The 18,777-nt window shown below is 61.5% G+C and carries 12 protein-coding genes and 2 pseudogenes; 9 read left to right on the forward strand and 5 right to left on the reverse strand.

All coding sequences use genetic code 11. The features are described from left to right. Positions 1-95: pseudogene (locus CGA21_RS30065) on the forward strand (IS110 family transposase); the annotation flags it as partial. A 232-nt stretch (positions 96-327) separates the two neighbouring features. On the opposite strand, the gene acnA reads toward CGA21_RS30065, so the two are convergent. Continuing rightward, the gene (gene acnA / locus CGA21_RS28095) at positions 328-3,069 is read right to left on the reverse strand and encodes an aconitate hydratase AcnA (protein WP_188265539.1); all 2,742 of its coding nucleotides are present in this window, start codon (positions 3,067-3,069) and stop codon (positions 328-330) included. A gap of 222 nt (positions 3,070-3,291) precedes the next feature. On the opposite strand from acnA, the gene rlmM reads away from it, so the two are divergent. Beyond that, a complete protein-coding gene (rlmM, locus tag CGA21_RS28100; protein WP_110746507.1) occupies positions 3,292-4,365 on the forward strand; it encodes a 23S rRNA (cytidine(2498)-2'-O)-methyltransferase RlmM in 1,074 nt (357 codons plus the stop codon). A 169-nt stretch (positions 4,366-4,534) separates the two neighbouring features. Beyond that, entirely contained in the window at positions 4,535-4,786 is a 252-nt protein-coding gene (tusA, locus tag CGA21_RS28105) for a sulfurtransferase TusA (protein WP_033042637.1), read from the forward strand. 136 nt (positions 4,787-4,922) lie between these two features. Here tusA and CGA21_RS28110 read toward each other — a convergent pair whose 3' ends face one another. After that, complete coding sequence (locus CGA21_RS28110) at positions 4,923-6,326, reverse strand: MATE family efflux transporter (protein ID WP_188265540.1); 1,404 nt, start codon at positions 6,324-6,326, stop codon at positions 4,923-4,925. 214 nt (positions 6,327-6,540) lie between these two features. Here CGA21_RS28110 and pdxB point away from each other — a divergent pair, with 214 nt between their 5' ends. Continuing rightward, positions 6,541-7,683, forward strand: coding sequence for a 4-phosphoerythronate dehydrogenase PdxB (pdxB, locus tag CGA21_RS28115; RefSeq protein WP_188265541.1), 1,143 nt, complete (start codon positions 6,541-6,543; stop codon positions 7,681-7,683). A 177-nt stretch (positions 7,684-7,860) separates the two neighbouring features. Here pdxB and CGA21_RS28120 read toward each other — a convergent pair whose 3' ends face one another. Next, a complete protein-coding gene (locus CGA21_RS28120; protein ID WP_083348543.1) occupies positions 7,861-8,040 on the reverse strand; it encodes a PA1571 family protein in 180 nt (59 codons plus the stop codon). 259 nt (positions 8,041-8,299) lie between these two features. Between CGA21_RS28120 and CGA21_RS28125 the strand changes: the two genes are divergently transcribed. Both CGA21_RS28125 and CGA21_RS28130 read left to right on the forward strand, forming a co-directional pair. Next, positions 8,300-10,066: an ABC transporter transmembrane domain-containing protein gene (locus CGA21_RS28125; RefSeq protein WP_110746510.1), complete on the forward strand. Its 1,767-nt coding sequence runs from the start codon at positions 8,300-8,302 to the stop codon at positions 10,064-10,066. Between the two features lie 132 nt (positions 10,067-10,198). Further along, a pseudogene (locus CGA21_RS28130) lies at positions 10,199-10,657 on the forward strand (REP-associated tyrosine transposase). Positions 10,658-10,765: 108 nt separating this feature from the next. Here the strand turns inward: CGA21_RS28130 and CGA21_RS28135 are convergent. Further along, positions 10,766-12,694 carry a transglycosylase SLT domain-containing protein gene (locus CGA21_RS28135; protein ID WP_188265542.1) on the reverse strand — a complete coding sequence of 643 codons (1,929 nt, stop codon included), beginning with the start codon at positions 12,692-12,694 and terminating at the stop codon, positions 10,766-10,768. Positions 12,695-12,906: 212 nt separating this feature from the next. Between CGA21_RS28135 and CGA21_RS28140 the strand changes: the two genes are divergently transcribed. Then, positions 12,907-14,826 carry an ATP-binding cassette domain-containing protein gene (locus CGA21_RS28140; RefSeq protein ID WP_110746516.1) on the forward strand — a complete coding sequence of 640 codons (1,920 nt, stop codon included), beginning with the start codon at positions 12,907-12,909 and terminating at the stop codon, positions 14,824-14,826. A gap of 193 nt (positions 14,827-15,019) precedes the next feature. On the opposite strand, the gene CGA21_RS28145 is transcribed toward CGA21_RS28140, so the two are convergent. Next, positions 15,020-15,460, reverse strand: a complete 441-nt coding sequence (locus CGA21_RS28145) for a universal stress protein (RefSeq protein ID WP_110746518.1) — start codon at positions 15,458-15,460, stop codon at positions 15,020-15,022. Between the two features lie 104 nt (positions 15,461-15,564). On the opposite strand from CGA21_RS28145, the gene CGA21_RS28150 reads away from it, so the two are divergent. Both CGA21_RS28150 and fadB read left to right on the forward strand, forming a co-directional pair. Continuing rightward, on the forward strand, positions 15,565-16,002 hold the full coding sequence (locus tag CGA21_RS28150; protein ID WP_033039843.1) for a hypothetical protein: 438 nt from the start codon (positions 15,565-15,567) through the stop codon (positions 16,000-16,002). A gap of 613 nt (positions 16,003-16,615) precedes the next feature. Continuing rightward, positions 16,616-18,763, forward strand: a complete 2,148-nt coding sequence (fadB, locus tag CGA21_RS28155) for a fatty acid oxidation complex subunit alpha FadB (protein ID WP_033045453.1) — start codon at positions 16,616-16,618, stop codon at positions 18,761-18,763. The last annotated feature ends 14 nt before the right edge of the window (positions 18,764-18,777 follow it).

Here is an 18,777-nt window from a genome sequence, read left to right on the forward strand (position 1 = left end):
CCACTCAAGCCCTGGTGATGTTGGCTCGCAAGCTCGCTCGGATCGTATTCGCTCTGCTAAAGGGACAGAGCGAATACCAACCGAAAACAAGTTGAGGGCTTCACCTCAACCATAGAATCTCCCACAGTTGATTGGGTAGGGCCGCGGGAGATGGGTTGGCTGTAAGGCCGCCTTCGCGAGCAGGCTCGCTCCCACAGTTGTTCGGGTAGGGCCGGGAGAGATTGGTTGGCTGTGATGGCTCCGCATGGTGGGCAGGTTGTAAGGGGGGCGTCAGGCGCCGCTTACGAAGAAACGGCACCTAAAGCATCAACACCTATAGCCACGCGATTACGACGCAATCAATTGCCGCAACACGTAATGCAAGATCCCCCCCGACTTGAAGTATTCCACCTCATTAAGCGTATCAATCCGACACAGCACTTCGATTTTTTCCTGGCTGCCGTTTTCGCGGGTGATGACCAGGGTCAGGTTCATGCGCGGGGTCAGTTCGACACCGGTCAGGCCGAGGATGTCCAGGGTTTCGCGGCCGGTGAGGTTGAGGCTCTTGCGGTTCTGGTCGAGCTTGAACTGCAGCGGCAGTACGCCCATGCCCACCAGGTTGGAGCGGTGGATGCGTTCGAAGCTTTCGGCGATGACCGCCTTGATCCCCAGCAGGTTGGTGCCCTTGGCTGCCCAGTCGCGGCTGGAGCCGGTGCCGTATTCCTGGCCGGCGATGACCACCAGTGGGGTGCCGGTAGCTTGGTAGCGCATGGCGGCGTCGTAGATCGGCAGTTTCTCGCCAGTGGGGATGTAGTAGGTGTTGCCGCCTTCTTCGCCGTGGAGCATTTCGTTGCGGATGCGGATGTTGGCGAAGGTGCCGCGCATCATCACCTGGTGGTTGCCGCGGCGTGAGCCGTAGGAGTTGAAGTCGCGCGGTTCCACGCCTTTTTCGCGCAGGTAGTGGCCTGCCGGGCTGTCGGCCTTGATGTTGCCGGCGGGGGAGATGTGGTCGGTGGTCACCGAGTCGCCGAGCAGGGCGAGGATGCGGGCGCCGCTGATGTCCTTGACCACCGGTGGCGGGCCGCCGATGTCGTCGAAGAAGGGCGGGTGCTGGATGTAGGTCGAGTCGTCCTGCCAGACGTAGGTGGCCGCTTGCGGTACCTCGATGGCTTGCCATTGCTCGTCGCCGGCGAACACTTCGGCGTATTCCTTGTGGAACATGGCGGTGTTGACCCGTTCGACCGCTTCGGCGATTTCCTGGCTGCTGGGCCAGATGTCGCGCAGGTACACCGGGTTGCCGTTCTGGTCTTCGCCCAGAGGCTCTCGGCTGAGGTCGATGCGCACGGTGCCGGCCAGGGCATAGGCGACCACCAGTGGCGGCGAGGCCAGCCAGTTGGTTTTCACCAGCGGATGGACCCTGCCCTCGAAGTTGCGGTTGCCCGACAGCACCGAGGCCACGGTCAGGTCGGCCTTCTGGATGGCTTGTTCGATGGGCTCCGCCAGCGGCCCGGAGTTGCCGATGCAGGTGGTGCAGCCGTAGCCGACCAAGGCAAAGCCCAGGGTGTCGAGGTACTGCGTCAAGCCGGCCGCCTTGTAATAATCGGTGACCACTTTCGAGCCCGGGGCCAGGGAGCTTTTTACCCAGGGTTTGCGGCGCAGGCCTTTTTCCACGGCTTTTTTCGCCACCAGCCCGGCAGCCATCATCACGCTCGGGTTGGAGGTGTTGGTGCAGGAGGTGATAGCGGCGATCACCACCGCACCGTTTTTCAGGCGAAGGGTCTGGCCTTCGTACTCGTAGTCCACTTCACCGGCCATGTCCGCGTTGCCCACGGCCACGCCGCCACCGCCTTCGCTTTCCAGGCGGCCTTCTTCCTTGCTGGTGGGTTTGAGATGCAGGCCGACGAAGTCGCTGAAGGCTTGCGCGACGTTCGGCAGCGACACTCGGTCTTGCGGGCGCTTGGGGCCGGCCAGGCTGGCTTCGACGCTGGTCATGTCCAGGGCCAGGCTGTCGGTGAATTGCGGTTCCTGGCCTGGCAGGCGCCACAGGCCCTGGGCCTTGCTGTAGGCCTCGACCAGTTTCACGGTGGCGTCGGGGCGGCCAGACAGGCGCAGGTAGTTGAGGGTGACGTCGTCCACCGGGAAGAAGCCGCAGGTGGCGCCATACTCCGGCGCCATGTTGGCGATGGTCGCGCGGTCTGCCAGCGGCAGGTCAGCCAGGCCGTCGCCGTAGAACTCGACGAATTTGCCGACCACGCCTTTCTTGCGCAGCATCTGGGTGACGGTCAGCACCAGGTCGGTGGCGGTGATGCCTTCCTTGAGTTTGCCGGTGAGCTTGAAGCCGATCACTTCCGGAATCAGCATCGACACCGGTTGGCCGAGCATCGCCGCTTCGGCTTCGATGCCGCCGACGCCCCAGCCGAGTACGCCGAGGCCGTTGATCATGGTGGTGTGGGAGTCGGTGCCGACCAGGGTGTCGGGGAACGCGTAGGTGCGACCGTCTTCGTCCTTGGTCCAGACGGTGCGACCCAGGTATTCGAGGTTGACCTGGTGGCAGATGCCGGTGCCCGGCGGCACCACGCTGAAGTTGTCGAAGGCGCTCTGGCCCCAGCGCAGGAAGGCGTAACGCTCGCCGTTGCGCTGCATTTCGATGTCGACGTTCTGTTCGAAGGCGCTGCTGGTGGCGAACTTGTCGACCATCACCGAGTGGTCGATCACCAGGTCTACCGGCGACAGCGGGTTGATCCGCTGCGGGTCGCCGCCGGCCTTGGCCATCGCCGCGCGCATGGCCGCGAGGTCGACCACGGCGGGCACGCCGGTGAAGTCTTGCATCAGCACCCGGGCCGGGCGGTACTGGATTTCACGGTCGGAGCGGCGCTCCTTGAGCCAGGCGGCGATGGCCTTGAGGTCGGCTTTGGAGACGGTCTTGGCGTCTTCCCAGCGCAGCAGGTTTTCCAGCAGCACTTTGAGCGACATGGGCAGCGCGTCCAGGTCGCCGAGGCTTCGGGCGGCCTCCGGCAGGCTGTAATAGTGATAGAGCTTGTCGTCGACTTGCAGGGTTTTGAGGGTGTTCAGGCTATCGAGGGACGGCATTGCGATCACTCCTTTAAGTCCGCACGGCGGCGGACTGAGGGGACGGGCAGAGCATTAAACCTAGCCCTGTTTTACGTAGCTGGCTAATAACTGGACTCTATGGGCAAGTCCGAGGTTCCGAAGTCAGCTATCATGCGCCGGTTTTCGTGACAGACATTGCGTTAGCGCAAGTCTGGGCATCGCGCAGGGGTTGAATGTCTCGCCCTCTGCCCAGGAGTAAGAATGAACACCCTTTTCATGCATTGCCGGCCGGGCTTCGAAGGTGAAGTCTGTTCCGAGATTTCCGACCTCGCCGCACAACTGAACGTTGCCGGTTATGCCAAGGCCAAGGCCGCCAGCGCCTGCGCCGAGTTTGTCTGCACCGAAGAAGACGGCGCCGAGCGCCTGATGCGCGGGCAGCGTTTTGCCAACCTGATTTTCCCGCGCCAGTGGGCCCGGGGGATTTTCATCGACCTGCCGGAGAGTGATCGCATCAGTGTGATTCTCGCGCACCTGGCGGATTTTCCGACCTGCGGCAGCCTGTGGCTGGAAGTGGTCGATACCAATGATGGCAAGGAGCTGTCGAACTTCTGCAAGAAATTCGAAGGCCCGTTGCGCAAGGCGCTGATTGGCGCCGGCAAGCTGGTGGACGATGCGAGCAAGCCGCGCTTGTTGCTGACGTTCAAGAGCGGCCGTGAAGTGTTCGTCGGCCTGGCGGAGTCGAACAACTCGGCGATGTGGCCGATGGGCATTCCGCGTTTGAAATTCCCGCGCGAGGCGCCGAGCCGTTCGACCTTGAAGCTCGAAGAGGCCTGGCATCACTTCATTCCGCGCGACCAGTGGGACGAGCGTCTGCACAGCGACATGACCGGGGTCGACCTGGGTGCTGCGCCTGGCGGCTGGACTTGGCAGTTGGTCAACCGTGGCATGCTGGTAACCGCCATCGACAATGGCCCGATGGCTGAAAGCTTGATGGACACCGGCCTGGTGCAGCATTTGATGGCCGACGGTTTCACCTTCAAGCCCAAGCAGCCGGTGGACTGGATGGTCTGCGACATCGTCGAGAAGCCGGCGCGTAATGCGGCGATGCTCGAGGAGTGGATCGGCGAGGGGCATTGCCGCGAGGCGGTGGTCAACCTCAAGCTGCCGATGAAGCAGCGTTACGCCGAGGTGAAGCGCTTGCTCGAGCGTATCGCCGAAGGTTTCAAGGCCCGCGGGATTCGCGTGGAGATCGGCTGCAAGCAGCTGTACCACGACCGTGAGGAAGTGACCTGCCATTTGCGCCGGCTGGACGTGAAGAAACCGAAATCCCGCTAGCAACCCGGCTCCCTGTACCGATCGTTCCCACGCTCCGCGTGGGAATGCATCCCGTGACGCTCTGCGTCACATCCAGAGCTGGAACGCGGAGCGTCCCTGGCGGCATTCCCACGCAGAGCCGTGGGAACGATCAGCGGTGTACAATGCCGGCAAGTTTCAGGAGTTAATCATGAGTGAAATGCTTGATAAGCCGGTAGACGGCACCCTCGACGCCACCGGCCTCAACTGCCCTGAGCCGGTGATGATGTTGCACCAGCACATCCGTGACCTGGTGCCCGGCGGCCTGCTCAAGGTGATCGCCACCGATCCGTCGACCCGCCGCGATATCCCCAAGTTCTGTGTGTTTCTCGACCATGAACTGGTGGGGCAGCATGAAGACGCGGGCACCTACCTCTACTGGATCCGCAAAAAATCCAGCTGACCACAAAACCCTTGTAGGAGCGAGCATGCTCGCGAAAAACCTGAGCGCGCCGTGGGGTGTCAGGCTTCCCGCGTAATCGTTCACGACCATCGTCGGAACGCCGCCCGGAGCATGCTCGCTCCTACAAAGTACAGGGTCAATTCAGGCTGATGCGAATCCGCTTGCGTGCACTGCGCGTCAGGCGGATCGACAGCATCAGCGCCGCGCAGCTCAGGCCGACAATCAGGCCCTGCCACAGGCCGCTAGGGCCGCTTGGCGTGCCCAGCCAGTCGGTCAGGCCGAGGGCATAACCCACCGGCAGGCCGATGCCCCAGTAGGCGAACAGGGTCAGGATCATCGTCACCCGGGTGTCCTGATAGCCGCGCAACGCGCCAGCCGCCGTGACCTGGATCGCATCGGAAAACTGAAACAGCGCCGAATACACGATCAACATCGCCGCCACCTTGATCACCGTCGGGTCGGCTGTGTAGATGGTTGCGATGTGCTCACGCAGCAATAGCATCATGCTCGCCGACAGGCAGGCATACGCCAACGCCGTGCCCATGCCGACGCCTGCGGCGAAACGCGCTTCGCGGGGTTGCTCGCGCCCCAGCGCCTGGCCGACCCGCACGGTCACGGCCATGCCCAGGGAGTAGGGGATCATGAACACCAGCGAGCTGAAGTTGAGGGCGATCTGGTGCCCGGCGACCACGGTGGCGCCGAGGCTGCCAATCAACAGGGCGATTACGGCGAAGATGCTCGACTCGGCGAACACGGCAATGCCGATAGGCAGGCCGATGCCCAGCAGGCGCTTGATCACCGACCATTGTGGCCAATCGAAACGGCTGAACAGCTGGCTCGATTGATAGGCCGGCGCCCAGCGCTCCCAGCCGGCCATGCCCAGGGCCATCACCCACATCACGATCGCCGTGGCCCAGCCGCAGCCGACACCGCCCATGGCCGGCACGCCCAAGTGGCCATAGATGAACACGTAATTCAGCGGAATGTTCAGCGCCAGGCCGCACAGGCCCAGGACCATCGCCGGGCGAGTGCGGCCCAGGCCATCACTGAAGCAGCGCAGCACATGGTAGATCGCGACCGCAGGCAGGCCGCTGGCGATGCCGTGCAGGTACTGCATGCAGGGGCCGATCAGTTCGGGATCGACCTTCATCACGCGCAGGACCGGCTCAGCGCCCAGCAGCAGGCCGGTCGCGATCAGGCCCACCACCAACGCCAGCCACAGCGCCTGACGCACGATCGGGCCGATCTCGCTGTGGGTCCCGGCACCAAAGCGCTGGGCGACCTTCGGCGTGGTGGCCAGCAACGTGCCAGTCATCAACAGGAACACCGGCACCCAGATCGAGTTGCCCAGCGCCACTGCCGCCAGGTCGCGCGGCCCGACCCGGCCAGCCATCACCGCGTCGACAAAACCCATCGCCGTGGTGGCCAGTTGCGCGATCATGATCGGCAAGGCCAGGCCGAGCAGGTTTTTCAGCTCCAGGCGGACCCGGGCGGGGCGGGAGAGGGAAGGGCTGGCGGTGTGGGAAGTCACGGAATTCAAGGGCAAAGCGTCCAAAGATTGTTCATGCGCGGGTGCGCATTCTACGCGTTGACGCAACGGTCAGGAAAAGACTGTGTTGGGGATTTGTAATCCCAACCCTCCCACCCCCCCTGTAGGAGCGGGGATCGGTGAGCGGTGATCGCGGGGGGGGCATCGGCGCTAGGCGCAAGAGGTGAACTACGCCTACACTGCCGGTCCGCCAAAGGAGCCTGACATGCTGATCGTTGCCGACGAAAATATCCCCCTGCTCGACGCCTTCTTCCAGACATTCGGTGAAATCCGCCGGGTGCCGGGGCGTTCCATCGACCGCGCCACCGTCGAACAGGCCGATGTACTGCTGGTGCGTTCGGTCACCCGCGTCGACCGTGCGTTGCTCGAAGGCAGCAAGGTGCGTTTTGTCGGCACCTGCACCATCGGCACCGATCACCTGGACCTGGAATACTTTCAACAGGCCGGCATCACCTGGTCCAGCGCGCCGGGCTGCAACGCCCGGGGCGTGGTCGACTACGTGCTCGGCAGCCTGCTGACCCTGGCTGAAATCGAAGGCGCCGACCTGACCCAGCGCACCTACGGCGTGGTGGGTGCTGGTGAGGTCGGTGGGCGACTGGTCAAGGTCCTGCAGGGGTTGGGCTGGAAGGTGCTGGTTTGCGATCCGCCACGCCAGGCCGCCGAGGGTGGCGACTACGCCAGCCTTGAACAGATCATCGAGCAGTGCGATGTCATCAGCCTGCACACCCCGCTGACCCGCAAGGGCGCCCAGCCCACCTGGCACCTGTTCGATCAACGCCGCCTGAACCAGCTCCAGCCCGGCACCTGGCTGATCAACGCCAGCCGTGGCCCGGTAGTGGACAACAACGCCTTGCGAGAGGTGCTGCTGCAGCGCGAAGACCTGCAGGCGGTGCTCGATGTCTGGGAGGGCGAGCCCGAAGTCGATGTGGCCCTGGCCGAACTCTGCGTGCTGGCCACGCCGCACATTGCCGGGTACAGCCTCGATGGCAAGCAGCGCGGCACGGCGCAGATCTATCAGGCGTACTGCGAGTTCCTCGGGCAAGCGCCCCAGGTCAGCCTCAGTGACTTGCTGCCAGCCCCGTGGCTGTCGCAGGTGACCTTGAGCGGGGATACCGACCCGGCGTGGGCCCTGGCAATGTTGTGCCGTGGCGTGTACGACCCGCGCCGTGACGATGCGGATTTTCGCCGCAGCCTGGTCGGTAGCGTGAGCGAACAGCGTGCGGCGTTCGATGTGTTGCGCAAGAACTACCCGTCACGACGGGAGATCGACGGGTTGCAGGTGCGCATCGACGGGGATGCGCCAGCGTTGCAGCAGATCGTGGCGGCGCTGGGCGCGACGGCTGTCTAAAGACCGAGTTGGCCCCTTCGCGAGCAAGCCCGCTCCCACATTAAACCGCGCCTGCCTGAACAACTCGGTCAATGTGGGAGCGGGCTTGCTCGCGAAGGGCCACACCGCAAATCTTGCAGAAAAACCCATAAAAAACCCGGCCCTCGAAGGGCCGGGTCAATGAAGACGGTGGCTACATCACTTCTCTTCGGCAGGCTTGACCAATCGCTTCTCCAGTTCTTTGCACGCTTTCTGGATCATCTTTTCAGTGATCGGTACTTCGCGGCCCTGTTCATCGATTATCGAGCACCCCAGAGACTGGTCTGGCTGCGTGCGGATCACTTGAATCTTGTCATCGCTGCGTTGTTGCAAGGACATGGCCTGTCTCCTCATCAGGTTGTGTGCCTAGATTAAAACCGTCAGGTGACCAGGCTGTGACAACTCCCTGCGATCGCTCCTGAACGGCATCGCCAGTCGACCAGAAATAACCCGACATGGCTACCCGAACTTTAGACCAATACTGTCTAGGCACTAGACTGCATGGTCATAATTAACCTGACTCATTCTGATTCAGCCATTGCACCTTGTTGGTCGGTGTACGCTGGTCCTGTTTATGGCTCCTTTCTGGATGATGCCAATGCTCACTGTTCGTCACCGTCGTGCGCTCCGCCTGGCCGGTCGTTTCATCGCACCTTACCGCTGGCAGGCACTGGGTGCCCTGTTCGCGCTGGTCGTCACCGCGGGCATAACCTTGTCCATGGGGCAGGGCATTCGCTTGCTGGTGGACCAGGGGTTCATGACCCAGTCGCCGCATTTGCTCAACCAGTCCATCGCGTTGTTCATGTTGCTGGTGATCGGCCTGGCGGTCGGCACCTTTGCCAGGTTTTACCTGGTGTCGTGGATCGGCGAGCGTTGCGTCGCCGACATCCGTCGCCGGGTGTTCAACCATCTGGTATACCTGCACCCGGGGTTCTACGAGGACAACCGCAGTTCCGAGATCCAGTCGCGCCTGACCGCCGATACCACGCTGCTGCAATCGGTGATCGGCTCCTCGCTGTCATTGTTCCTGCGCAACTTGCTGATGGTGATCGGCGGGATTGTCCTGCTGTTTGTCACCAATCCAAAACTCACCAGCATCGTGGTGGTCGCCTTGCCATTGGTGATCGCGCCGATCCTGATTTTTGGCCGGCGGGTGCGCAGCCTGTCGCGCCTGAGCCAGGACCGGATTGCCGACATCGGCAGTTACGTGTCCGAGACCCTGGGCCAGATCAAGACCGTGCAGGCCTACAACCACCAGGCCCAGGACGAACAGCGGTTCGCCGTCACTGTGGAAGAGGCGTTCGACACCGCGCGCAAGCGCATTTTCCAGCGCGCCTGGCTGATTACCCTAGTGATCGTGCTGGTGTTGGGCGCCGTCGGGGTGATGCTCTGGGTTGGCGGCATGGACGTGATTGCCGGGCGGATTTCCGCGGGTGAGCTGGCGGCGTTTGTCTTCTACAGCTTGATCGTCGGCAGTGCGTTCGGCACCTTGAGTGAGGTAATCGGCGAGTTGCAGCGCGCAGCGGGCGCGGCAGAACGGATCGCCGAATTGCTGCGGGCGCAGAACATCATCCAGCCGCCGTCCACTGGCCTGGTGACCTTGCCCGAGCGGGTGAAGGGTGACCTGGTGTTGCAGGATGTGCGCTTTAGCTATCCATCACGTCCTGAAAGCTACGCCGTCGACGGCCTGAGCCTGACCATCCAGGCTGGGGAGACCCTGGCGTTGGTCGGGCCCTCCGGAGCGGGCAAATCGACTGTGTATGACCTGCTGCTGCGTTTTTACGACCCCGCCGAAGGACGCATCCTGCTCGATGGCGTGCCCCTGACCCAACTCGATCCGCTGGATCTGCGGCGCTGCTTTGCACTGGTGTCGCAAACCCCGGCGCTGTTTTTCGGCAGCATCGAAGACAACCTGCGCTACGGCAACCCGACGGCGACCTCGGAGGAGGTCCGCGAGGCGGCAAAAATCGCCTATGCCCATGACTTCATCGAAGCCATGCCCAACGGTTACCAGACGCACCTGGGCGACGGTGGCCTCGGCTTGTCCGGCGGCCAGCGCCAGCGCCTCGCCATCGCCCGCGCGTTGCTGGTGGATGCGCCCATCCTGCTGCTGGACGAAGCCACTAGCGCCCTCGACGCGCAAAGCGAGTACTTGATCCAACAGGCATTGCCGAGCCTGATGAAAAACCGCACCACCCTGGTCATCGCCCACCGCCTGGCCACGGTCAAAAACGCCGATCGCATTGCGGTGATGGACCAGGGGAAACTGGTGGCGGTGGGGACGCACCAGTCGCTGATTGCGAACAATGCGCTGTATGCGCGGTTGGCGGCTTTGCAGTTCAGTGATGAACGCGAGGTTTCGTGAGATGGATTCGTTGAGCGATCCAGTAACCGACCCGGTAACGGCGCTCTGAAATATGCAGAAATTGCGCATATCAGCGGTCTCATCTCAGTGGGCTAATCTTGTGCAATCCGCATATTCAGGGAGGGCAACGGAATGCCCATCGCCGCAAATGGGTGTCGCCTGCGCAAGTCCAGATTTGCTGAACAGGGTCGCCTCTATCTGCTGACAGCAGTCACTCATCAGCGCCAGCCGGTATTTGCTGATTGGCGTTTGGGTCGTCTTTTGGTGGATCAACTGCGCTGCGCTGATGAAAGCGCGTCGGTCACTTCCATGGCCTGGGTCGTAATGCCGGATCACCTGCATTGGCTGATTGAATTGAAACATGGGACCCTGGCGGAGTTGATGTGCCGCATCAAATCCAGAAGCAGCCGTTCGATCAATCTGGTGCGCGGTGAGTAGGGGCGATTGTGGCAGCGGGGGTATTACGATCGCGCGTTACGGCGTGATGAGGATATCAAGGGAGCTGCGCGGTATATCGTCATGAATCCGTTGCGGGCCGGGTTGGTTTCCAAGGTTGGCGAATATCCCTTGTGGGATGCCATTTGGATTTGAGAATCAGAATCAAAAGATCGCAGCCTGCGGCAGCTCCTACAGTGGGACGGTGTACACCCCGTAGGAGCTGCCGCAGGCTGCGATCTTCTGACCTTGCTTCAATCAAACTCACTGATCGTCGAAGTACCGCTCATGCCAATCCACCAGCGGTTGCGGCGAGTTGAGCTTCTGGCCGTAGATCACTGAATACGACAGCACGTTCTGCACGTACTGGCGGGTTTCGTCGAACGGGATGCTTTCCACCCAGACGTCGAAGCTCAGGTGATCGGCGCCACGCAGCCATTGGCGCACGCGGCCGGGGCCGGCGTTGTAGGCGGCGGAGGCGAGGACGCGGTTGCCGTTGAACTGGCTGTGAACCTGGCTCAGGTAAGCCGCGCCCAGCTGGATGTTCTTGTCCGGGTTGAACACTTGCTGCGGCGAGGCCAGCGGAATGCTGAACTTGCGTGCGGTTTCCTTGGCGGTGCCAGGCATCAATTGCATCAGGCCGCTGGCACCGACGCTGGAGCGGGCATCGTCCATGAAGGCGCTTTCCTGGCGGGTGATGGCAAATACCCAGCTGGAGTGCAGGCCACGGACCTTGGCTTCACGGACCAGGGTTTCGCGGTGGGCCATCGGGAAGCGAATGTCCAGGTCGTCCCAGTACTGGGCCTGGCTGATGGTGCGAATCGCCGGGAAATACCATTTCAGGTCATAGGCCAGTTTCGCCTGGGCAACCATTTCATCGCGACTGAAGTGGCGGCTGACGTGATACCACTCGCGGCGACCGTCGACGATCTGCCCGCGGGCGTGAAACTCCAGGGCGCGGCGTATGCCAGGGGTGTTGCGCACCTTGTTGATCAGCGCCTGGCTGAGCATCAGCGGCTTATTGTTCAAAGAATACGGCGACTGCGAACGGTCGGCGGCGAGGAAACCATAGAAATCGCGCTCGCGGGCCAGGCTCTTGTAGAGGTTCAGTGCCTCCGGGTTCTGCGGCTGCGCCAGTTCCAGGCTACGGGCTTGCCAATAGCGCCAGCGGTTGGTGGTGGCCAGGTCCTGGGGCAGGCGGCGAGTCAACTGGTAGGCATCGTCCCAGCGCGCCAGGCGCAGCAGCAGACGCATGCGCCACTCAGACACCGTGTTGTCGCGCAGTTCAGGGTCGTATTTGGTCATCATGTCCAGCGCGCGGCTGTCGAAGCGTCGCGCCAGGGTCAGCCCGATTTCCCGGGCGATGGCCACTTTTTCGTCGCGCGAGAAGTGCATGCTGCTGGCGTAACCGTCGAGCAGGGCCATGGCCCTGTCCGGATCCTGGCGGGCTAAGCGGCGCAGGCCGAGGCTGACAATGTCCGACATCGGTTCGTCGGCCGGGGCGAAGCGCGACGGCGAATTGAGCAGCTCGGGATTCTGGGCCACATCGACCAGCAGGCGGCCACGGGGGGCTAGGGTGGTCAAGCCATTGACCAGGCTGTTGGCCAGTGGGTAGTTGCGTGCCTGGGCGGCGAGCTTGGCGCGTTCCCAGCGTTTCTGCTCGGTCAACTGGCCTTCGGCGGCCCACATGCCGAACAGGGCATCACAGGCTGCCGGTTGCGTTTTACCGCTTAGCCAGAGCTTGTTGGCGTTGGCGTAGCCTTCGGTCTTGAGGTTGTGGCTGATCTGGTACTGCGCGTTGAGGCAGTCCAGTTCGGTGAAATTCAACTTGGGGTCGTAATACTTGACGAAGGTCGCCCAGTCGCCGCGTTCCGCCAGCCAGCGCAACCAGCGCAGCTTCATCCAGTTGGCCTGGGGCAGGTCACCGTGTTCGGCGAGGAACTTCTCAATCTCGGCATTGCTCGCGGTTTTCAAGCGCGCGGTCAGTTCGTCGTAAGCCAGGTATGGCTCCAGCGGATAGTCGGCCAGGGCCTGGCTGTAGCGGAAATACGGCCCGGTGTCGCCCTTCGCCAGGGCGCGCTTGGCTTCATCGTAGTATTGGCGTTGGGTAGACAGGTCCACCGCCTGTGCGGATTGAACGGCAGCGGCAGAAAGTAAAAAACATGACAAAAAATTGAGAAGGCGACTGCGCATGAGACGTCCGGACAGAAAAAACATGACAAGTGCTGGCGATGCCCGCACTGATTATCTGTAGCTTAGCCTTTTGCCAGCAACGGGCGAAAGCTTTGCCGACCGGTCTGCATCAGTTCGCAACATTTGTTGTGCAGAGTGCTGCCAAGGTGAAATTGCCGGCCTGCTGGAGCCCCGTTTCAGGTAGAATGCGCGCCCGGTTTTTGGAGAAGCTCATGACCCTGCTCAAATTCAGCGATGTGTCCCTTGCTTTCGGCGCTATGCCGTTGTTGGACAAGGTGTCCTGGCAGATCGCCCGTGGAGAGCGGGTGTGCATCATCGGCCGCAACGGCACTGGCAAGTCCAGCATGATGAAGCTCGTCAAGGGCGACCAGAAGCCCGATGACGGCTCGGTTTGGCGCGCACCCGGGCTCAAGATTGGCGAATTGCCGCAAGAATTGCCGGTAGCCGACGAGCGGACAGTGTTCGACGTGGTTGCCGAAGGCCTGGACGGTGTCGGCGCGTTGCTCGCCGAATATCACCACCTGAGCCAGAACTGCGTCACCGAAGCGGACCTGGACAAGCTGATGCACGTCCAGCACGACCTCGAGGCCCGCGACGGCTGGCGTCTGCAGACCCTGGTCGACAGCACCCTGAGTCGCCTGCAGTTGCCGGCGGACAAGACCCTCGCCGAATTGTCCGGCGGCTGGCGTCGTCGCGTGCTGCTGGCCCAGGCCCTGGTGTCCGAGCCAGACCTGCTGCTGCTCGACGAACCGACCAACCACCTGGACATCGGTGCAATCGCCTGGCTGGAAGAGGCGCTGAAGGATTTCCAGGGCGCCGTGCTGTTCATCACGCACGACCGTTCCTTCCTGCAGAACCTGGCGACCCGCATCCTGGAACTGGATCGCGGCGGCCTGATCGACTGGAACGGCGACTACGCCAGTTTCCTGGTGCACAAGGAAGCCGAGCTGGCCGCCGAAGCCACCGCCAACGCACTGTTCGACAAGCGCCTGGCCCAGGAAGAAGTGTGGATTCGCCAGGGCATCAAGGCCCGTCGTACCCGTAACGAAGGCCGTGTACGTGCGCTGAAGGCCCTGCGCGTCGAGCGCAGCGAGCGTCGTGAACGCACCGGCAAGGCCAACATCCAGCTGGAAACCGCCGACAAGTCCGGCAAGCAGGTGATGGTGCTCGAGAACGTGAGCTTCGCTCACCCGGGCGGTCCGTTCCTGATCAAGGACTTCTCCATGGTGCTGCAGCGCGGCGACCGTATCGGCCTGCTCGGTGCCAACGGCACCGGCAAGACCACCCTGCTGAAGCTGATGCTCAGTGGCCTGCAGCCCACCAGCGGCAAGGTGGAAGAAGGCACCAAGATCGATGTCGCCTACTTCGACCAGTTGCGTCATCAGCTCGACCTGGAAAAGACCGTGATCGATAACGTCGCCGAAGGTCGCGACTTCATCGATATCGACGGCCAGAGCCGCCACGTGCTGAGCTACCTCGGCGACTTCCTGTTCAGCCCGCAGCGTGCCCGCACGCCGGTCAAGGCGCTGTCCGGTGGCGAGCGTGCCCGCCTGTTGCTGGCCAAGCTGTTCAGCAAGCCGGCAAACCTGCTGGTGCTCGACGAACCGACCAACGACCTCGACGTTGAAACCCTCGAGCTGCTCGAGGAAGTGTTGTTGACCTTCAACGGCACCGTGTTGATGGTCAGCCACGACCGGGCATTCCTCGACAACGTGGTCACCAGCACCCTGGTCTTCGAAGGTGAAGGCAAGGTTCGCGAGTATGTTGGCGGTTATCAGGACTGGCTGCGCCAGGGCGGTTCCCCGCGCCTGCTGGGCGTGACCGAGAGCAAGTCCGGCAAGGCCGACCTGAACTCGGCCGTGGTCAAGGCCGAGCCCGCGCCTGTAGCAGCCGCCGTCGAGGCGCCAGTGGCGAAGAAGAAGCTCAGCTACAAGTTGCAGCGAGAGCTGGAAGCGTTGCCAGGGCAGATCGAAGCCATGGAACAGCAGATCGTCGCGGTTGAGGGGCAGATGGCCGATGCGGGCTTCTACCTGCGCCCGGCGGCGGAAACCGCTGCGGTGATTGCTCAGCTGGCACAGTTGCAGGCTGAACTCGACATCATGGTCGAGCGCTGGGCCGAGCTGGATGCCTGATTGATCCGGCAATAAAAAAGCCCGGCTTCACACACGTGAACGCCGGGCTTTCTTATGCAATGCGATCTGCGGATTACTGCAGATCCCTTGTGGGAGCGAGCCTGCTCGCGAAAGCGGCTTGACATTCAACAAATTTGTCGATCATCACAACGCATTCGCGAGCAGGCTCGCTCCCACAGGGAGGGCGGTGTTGTCAGCTTTTGCTTTGCAGGCGCACGGCAAGCACATCGCAAGGCGCGCCGTGCAGGACGTCGTTCGCCGTGGAGCCCAGCAGCAATGCCAGGCCATGGCGGCCGTGACTGCCAACCACGACCAGGTCGCACTGCTGCTCCTTGGCGAAGTGGTGGATTTCCTGGCGTGGCTGGCCATAGGTCAGGTGGCAATTGGCGCCTTCGAGTTCGCTGTACTTGTGTTTCAGGCGCTCAAGTCGCTCCTTGGCCTGGTCGAACTGCTGTTGTTGCAGTTGTGACAGGTCCATTGGCACATCGCCACCAAAGGCCATGGCCATGGGTTCGACGATATGCACCAGGGACAATTTGGCCCCGTTGCTCACCGCCAGCTCGCGAGCACGGTGGATGACAGGGTCGCACTCTTCGGTCAGGTCTACAGCGACCAGAATGTGGTTGTAGGGCATGAGGTGCTCCTCCTGAGGGTTGCAATATTGGTAAGTATGGCTGGTTTCAAGCGCAGTGTTTCCAAAGTGACTCAATGCGCTCATCAAGAATCGGGAGTACAGATATGACGGTCTGGATAGTGGTGTCAATCCTGCTGGTGGTGTTGAGCCCCTTGGCATGGCTGCGACCCTCGCGCCATCAGAGTGGTCGCATGGCCCTGCGCATGGAGGCGCGACGCATTGGCCTGGCCATGCAGCTGGCGCCTCAGGAATGGCCGCACTGGCTCGCCCAGGAACCGCCAAACCCGTGTGCGCAGTACCACCGACCACGGCGGGGCAACCAGCCGGCGTGCTGGAGTTATTGGCAAAAATCACCGGGTTTGTGGGTCAACCAATGGCAGGAACCCTGCGAGGATCGGGCACTGCTAAATCATTTCGAAAAATTGCCAGACAACGTCTACAAGGTCGAGGCCGACAAGCAGATGATCACGTTGTATTGGGGTGAGAAGGGTGAGGCGGCCGTTTTGCAAAATATCGATGCTACCCTCAAGGCGCTGGCCTAAACCCCGCAGACACCCCCATCCCCTGTAGGAGCTGCCGCAGGCTGCGATCTTTCGATTTTTTAAAAGCAAGATCAAAAGATCGCAGCCTGCGGCAGCTCCTACAAGGGCGCGCGTGGGTTTTTGCAGGCAATAAAAAGCCCGACAACGTCATCGGGCGGGTTGGCCAGGCAGGCCGGTAATTCGGTTTGGGCTGATCTTACGCTGGGCATTCGCCAAAAGCGTTCAGTTTTTTCCCCAGGTTTCGCCAGCGTAGCTTGTTAAACACAGGCTGCAGTGAATTAGGGCGAATTTTCTAAAGATTGATTCTATGAATGATTGCTCATGCAACCTCGTGTTGCAGGCCTTCGTCCTGCAGAAATGACCGCCAAGTCGCCTCTCAACCCACACTTTGGGCGATTGACAATTGTCGGAATTTCCGTGAAGGTGGCGTACCCAAATCAAACGGGCGTATGAAATGAGCGTTTGTACGACAAACAGCTCCTACAGAATCCCGACTATCGCGTTGGCGGGTGTGCCGGGTGGATAGGCGTAGCATCGACGAGTGACGTCCCTGCCAGCCATCCGCCTGCGTCCGGCGTGTACTGTTCAGCTTCCATATCGTGGAGATCAGTTGATGATTTACGAAGGTAAAGCCATCACGGTTAAGGCTCTTGAAAGTGGCATCGTCGAACTGAAGTTCGACCTCAAGGGTGAGTCCGTCAACAAGTTCAACCGTCTAACCCTGAACGAACTGCGTCAGGCCGTGGACGCCATCAAGGCAGATGCTTCGATCAAGGGTGTGATCGTCAGCAGTGGCAAGGACGTGTTCATCGTCGGCGCCGACATCACCGAATTCGTCGACAACTTCAAGCTGCCGGATGCAGAGCTTGTGGCTGGCAACCTCGAAGCCAACAAGATTTTCAGCGATTTCGAAGACCTCAACGTCCCGACTGTCGCCGCGATCAATGGCATCGCGTTGGGCGGTGGTCTGGAGATGTGCCTGGCAGCGGACTTCCGCGTCATGTCGACCAAGGCCAAGATCGGCCTGCCGGAAGTCAAGCTGGGCATCTACCCGGGCTTCGGCGGTACCGTGCGCCTGCCGCGCCTGATCGGTACCGACAACGCCATCGAGTGGATCGCCGCCGGCAAGGAAAACCGTCCTGAAGACGCGCTGAAAGTCGGTGCCGTCGATGCCGTGGTTGCCCCTGAAAAACTGCAGGAAGCTGCGCTGGAAATGATCAAGCGCGCCATTTCCGGCGAGTTCGACTACAAGGCCAAGCGCCAGCCGAAGCTTGAAAAGCTCAAGCTGAACGCAATCGAACAAATGATGGCGTTCGAAACCGCCAAGGGTTTCGTGGCCGGTCAAGCGGGCCCGAACTACCCGGCCCCGGTCGAAGCGATCAAGACCATCCAGAAAGCCGCGAACTTCGGTCGTGACAAGGCCCTGGAAATCGAAGCTGCCGGCTTCGTCAAACTGGCCAAGACCGCCGCTGCACAGAGCCTGATCGGCCTGTTCCTGAACGATCAGGAACTGAAGAAAAAAGCCAAGGCCTACGACGAAATCGCCAAGGACGTGAAGCAGGCTGCCGTACTGGGCGCCGGCATCATGGGTGGCGGCATCGCCTATCAGTCGGCGTCCAAAGGCACGCCGATCCTGATGAAGGACATCAACGAGCACGGTATCGAGCAGGGGTTGGCCGAAGCCGCCAAACTGCTGGTTGGCCGCGTTGACAAGGGCCGCATGACCGCCGCGAAAATGGCTGAAGTGCTCAACGGCATTCGTCCGACCCTGTCCTACGGCGACTTCGGTCACGTGGACCTGGTGGTTGAAGCCGTCGTCGAGAACCCGAAGGTCAAGCAAGCTGTTCTGGCCGAAGTCGAAGACAAGGTCAAGGAGGACACCATCCTCGCGTCCAACACCTCGACCATTTCCATCACCTTGCTGGCCAAGGCCCTCAAGCGTCCGGAAAACTTCGTCGGCATGCACTTCTTCAACCCGGTGCACATGATGCCGCTGGTGGAAGTGATTCGTGGCGAGAAGTCCAGCGAGCTGGCAGTGGCCACTACCGTTGCCTACGCCAAGAAAATGGGCAAGAACCCGATCGTGGTCAACGATTGCCCGGGCTTTTTGGTCAACCGCGTGCTGTTCCCGTACTTCGGCGGTTTCGCCAAGCTGGTCAGTGCCGGTGTGGACTTCGTCCGTATCGACAAGGTCATGGAAAAATTCGGCTGGCCGATGGGCCCGGCGTACCTGATGGACGTGGTCGGCATCGACACCGGCCACCACGGTCGCGACGTGATGGCTGAAGGCTTCCCGGACCGCATGAAGGACGACACTCGCTCGGCCGTGGACGTGCTCTACGAAGCCAAGCGCCTGGGCCAGAAGAACGGCAAGGGCTTCTACGCCTACGAGACCGACAAGAAGGGCAAGCAAAAGAAAGTCGCCGACCCGTCTGTACTGGAAGTGCTCAAGCCCATCGTCTTTGAACAGCGCGAAGTCACCGATGAAGACATCATCAACTGGATGATGATCCCACTGTGCCTGGAAACCGTGCGTTGCCTGGAAGACGGCATTGTCGAAACCGCCGCCGAAGCCGACATGGGCCTGGTCTACGGTATTGGTTTCCCTCCATTCCGTGGCGGTGCGCTGCGCTACATCGATTCGATCGGTGTTGCAGAGTTCGTTGCCCTGGCTGACCAGTACGCTGATTTGGGCGCGCTGTACCACCCGACCGCAAAACTGCGTGAAATGGCCAAGACCGGCCAGCGGTTCTTCGGTTAAGCGTCCCAACTTTT

This window comes from Pseudomonas sp. PSB11 (assembly GCF_014596605.1).
In the GTDB taxonomy this organism is placed as follows: Bacteria; Pseudomonadota; Gammaproteobacteria; order Pseudomonadales; family Pseudomonadaceae; genus Aquipseudomonas; species Aquipseudomonas umsongensis.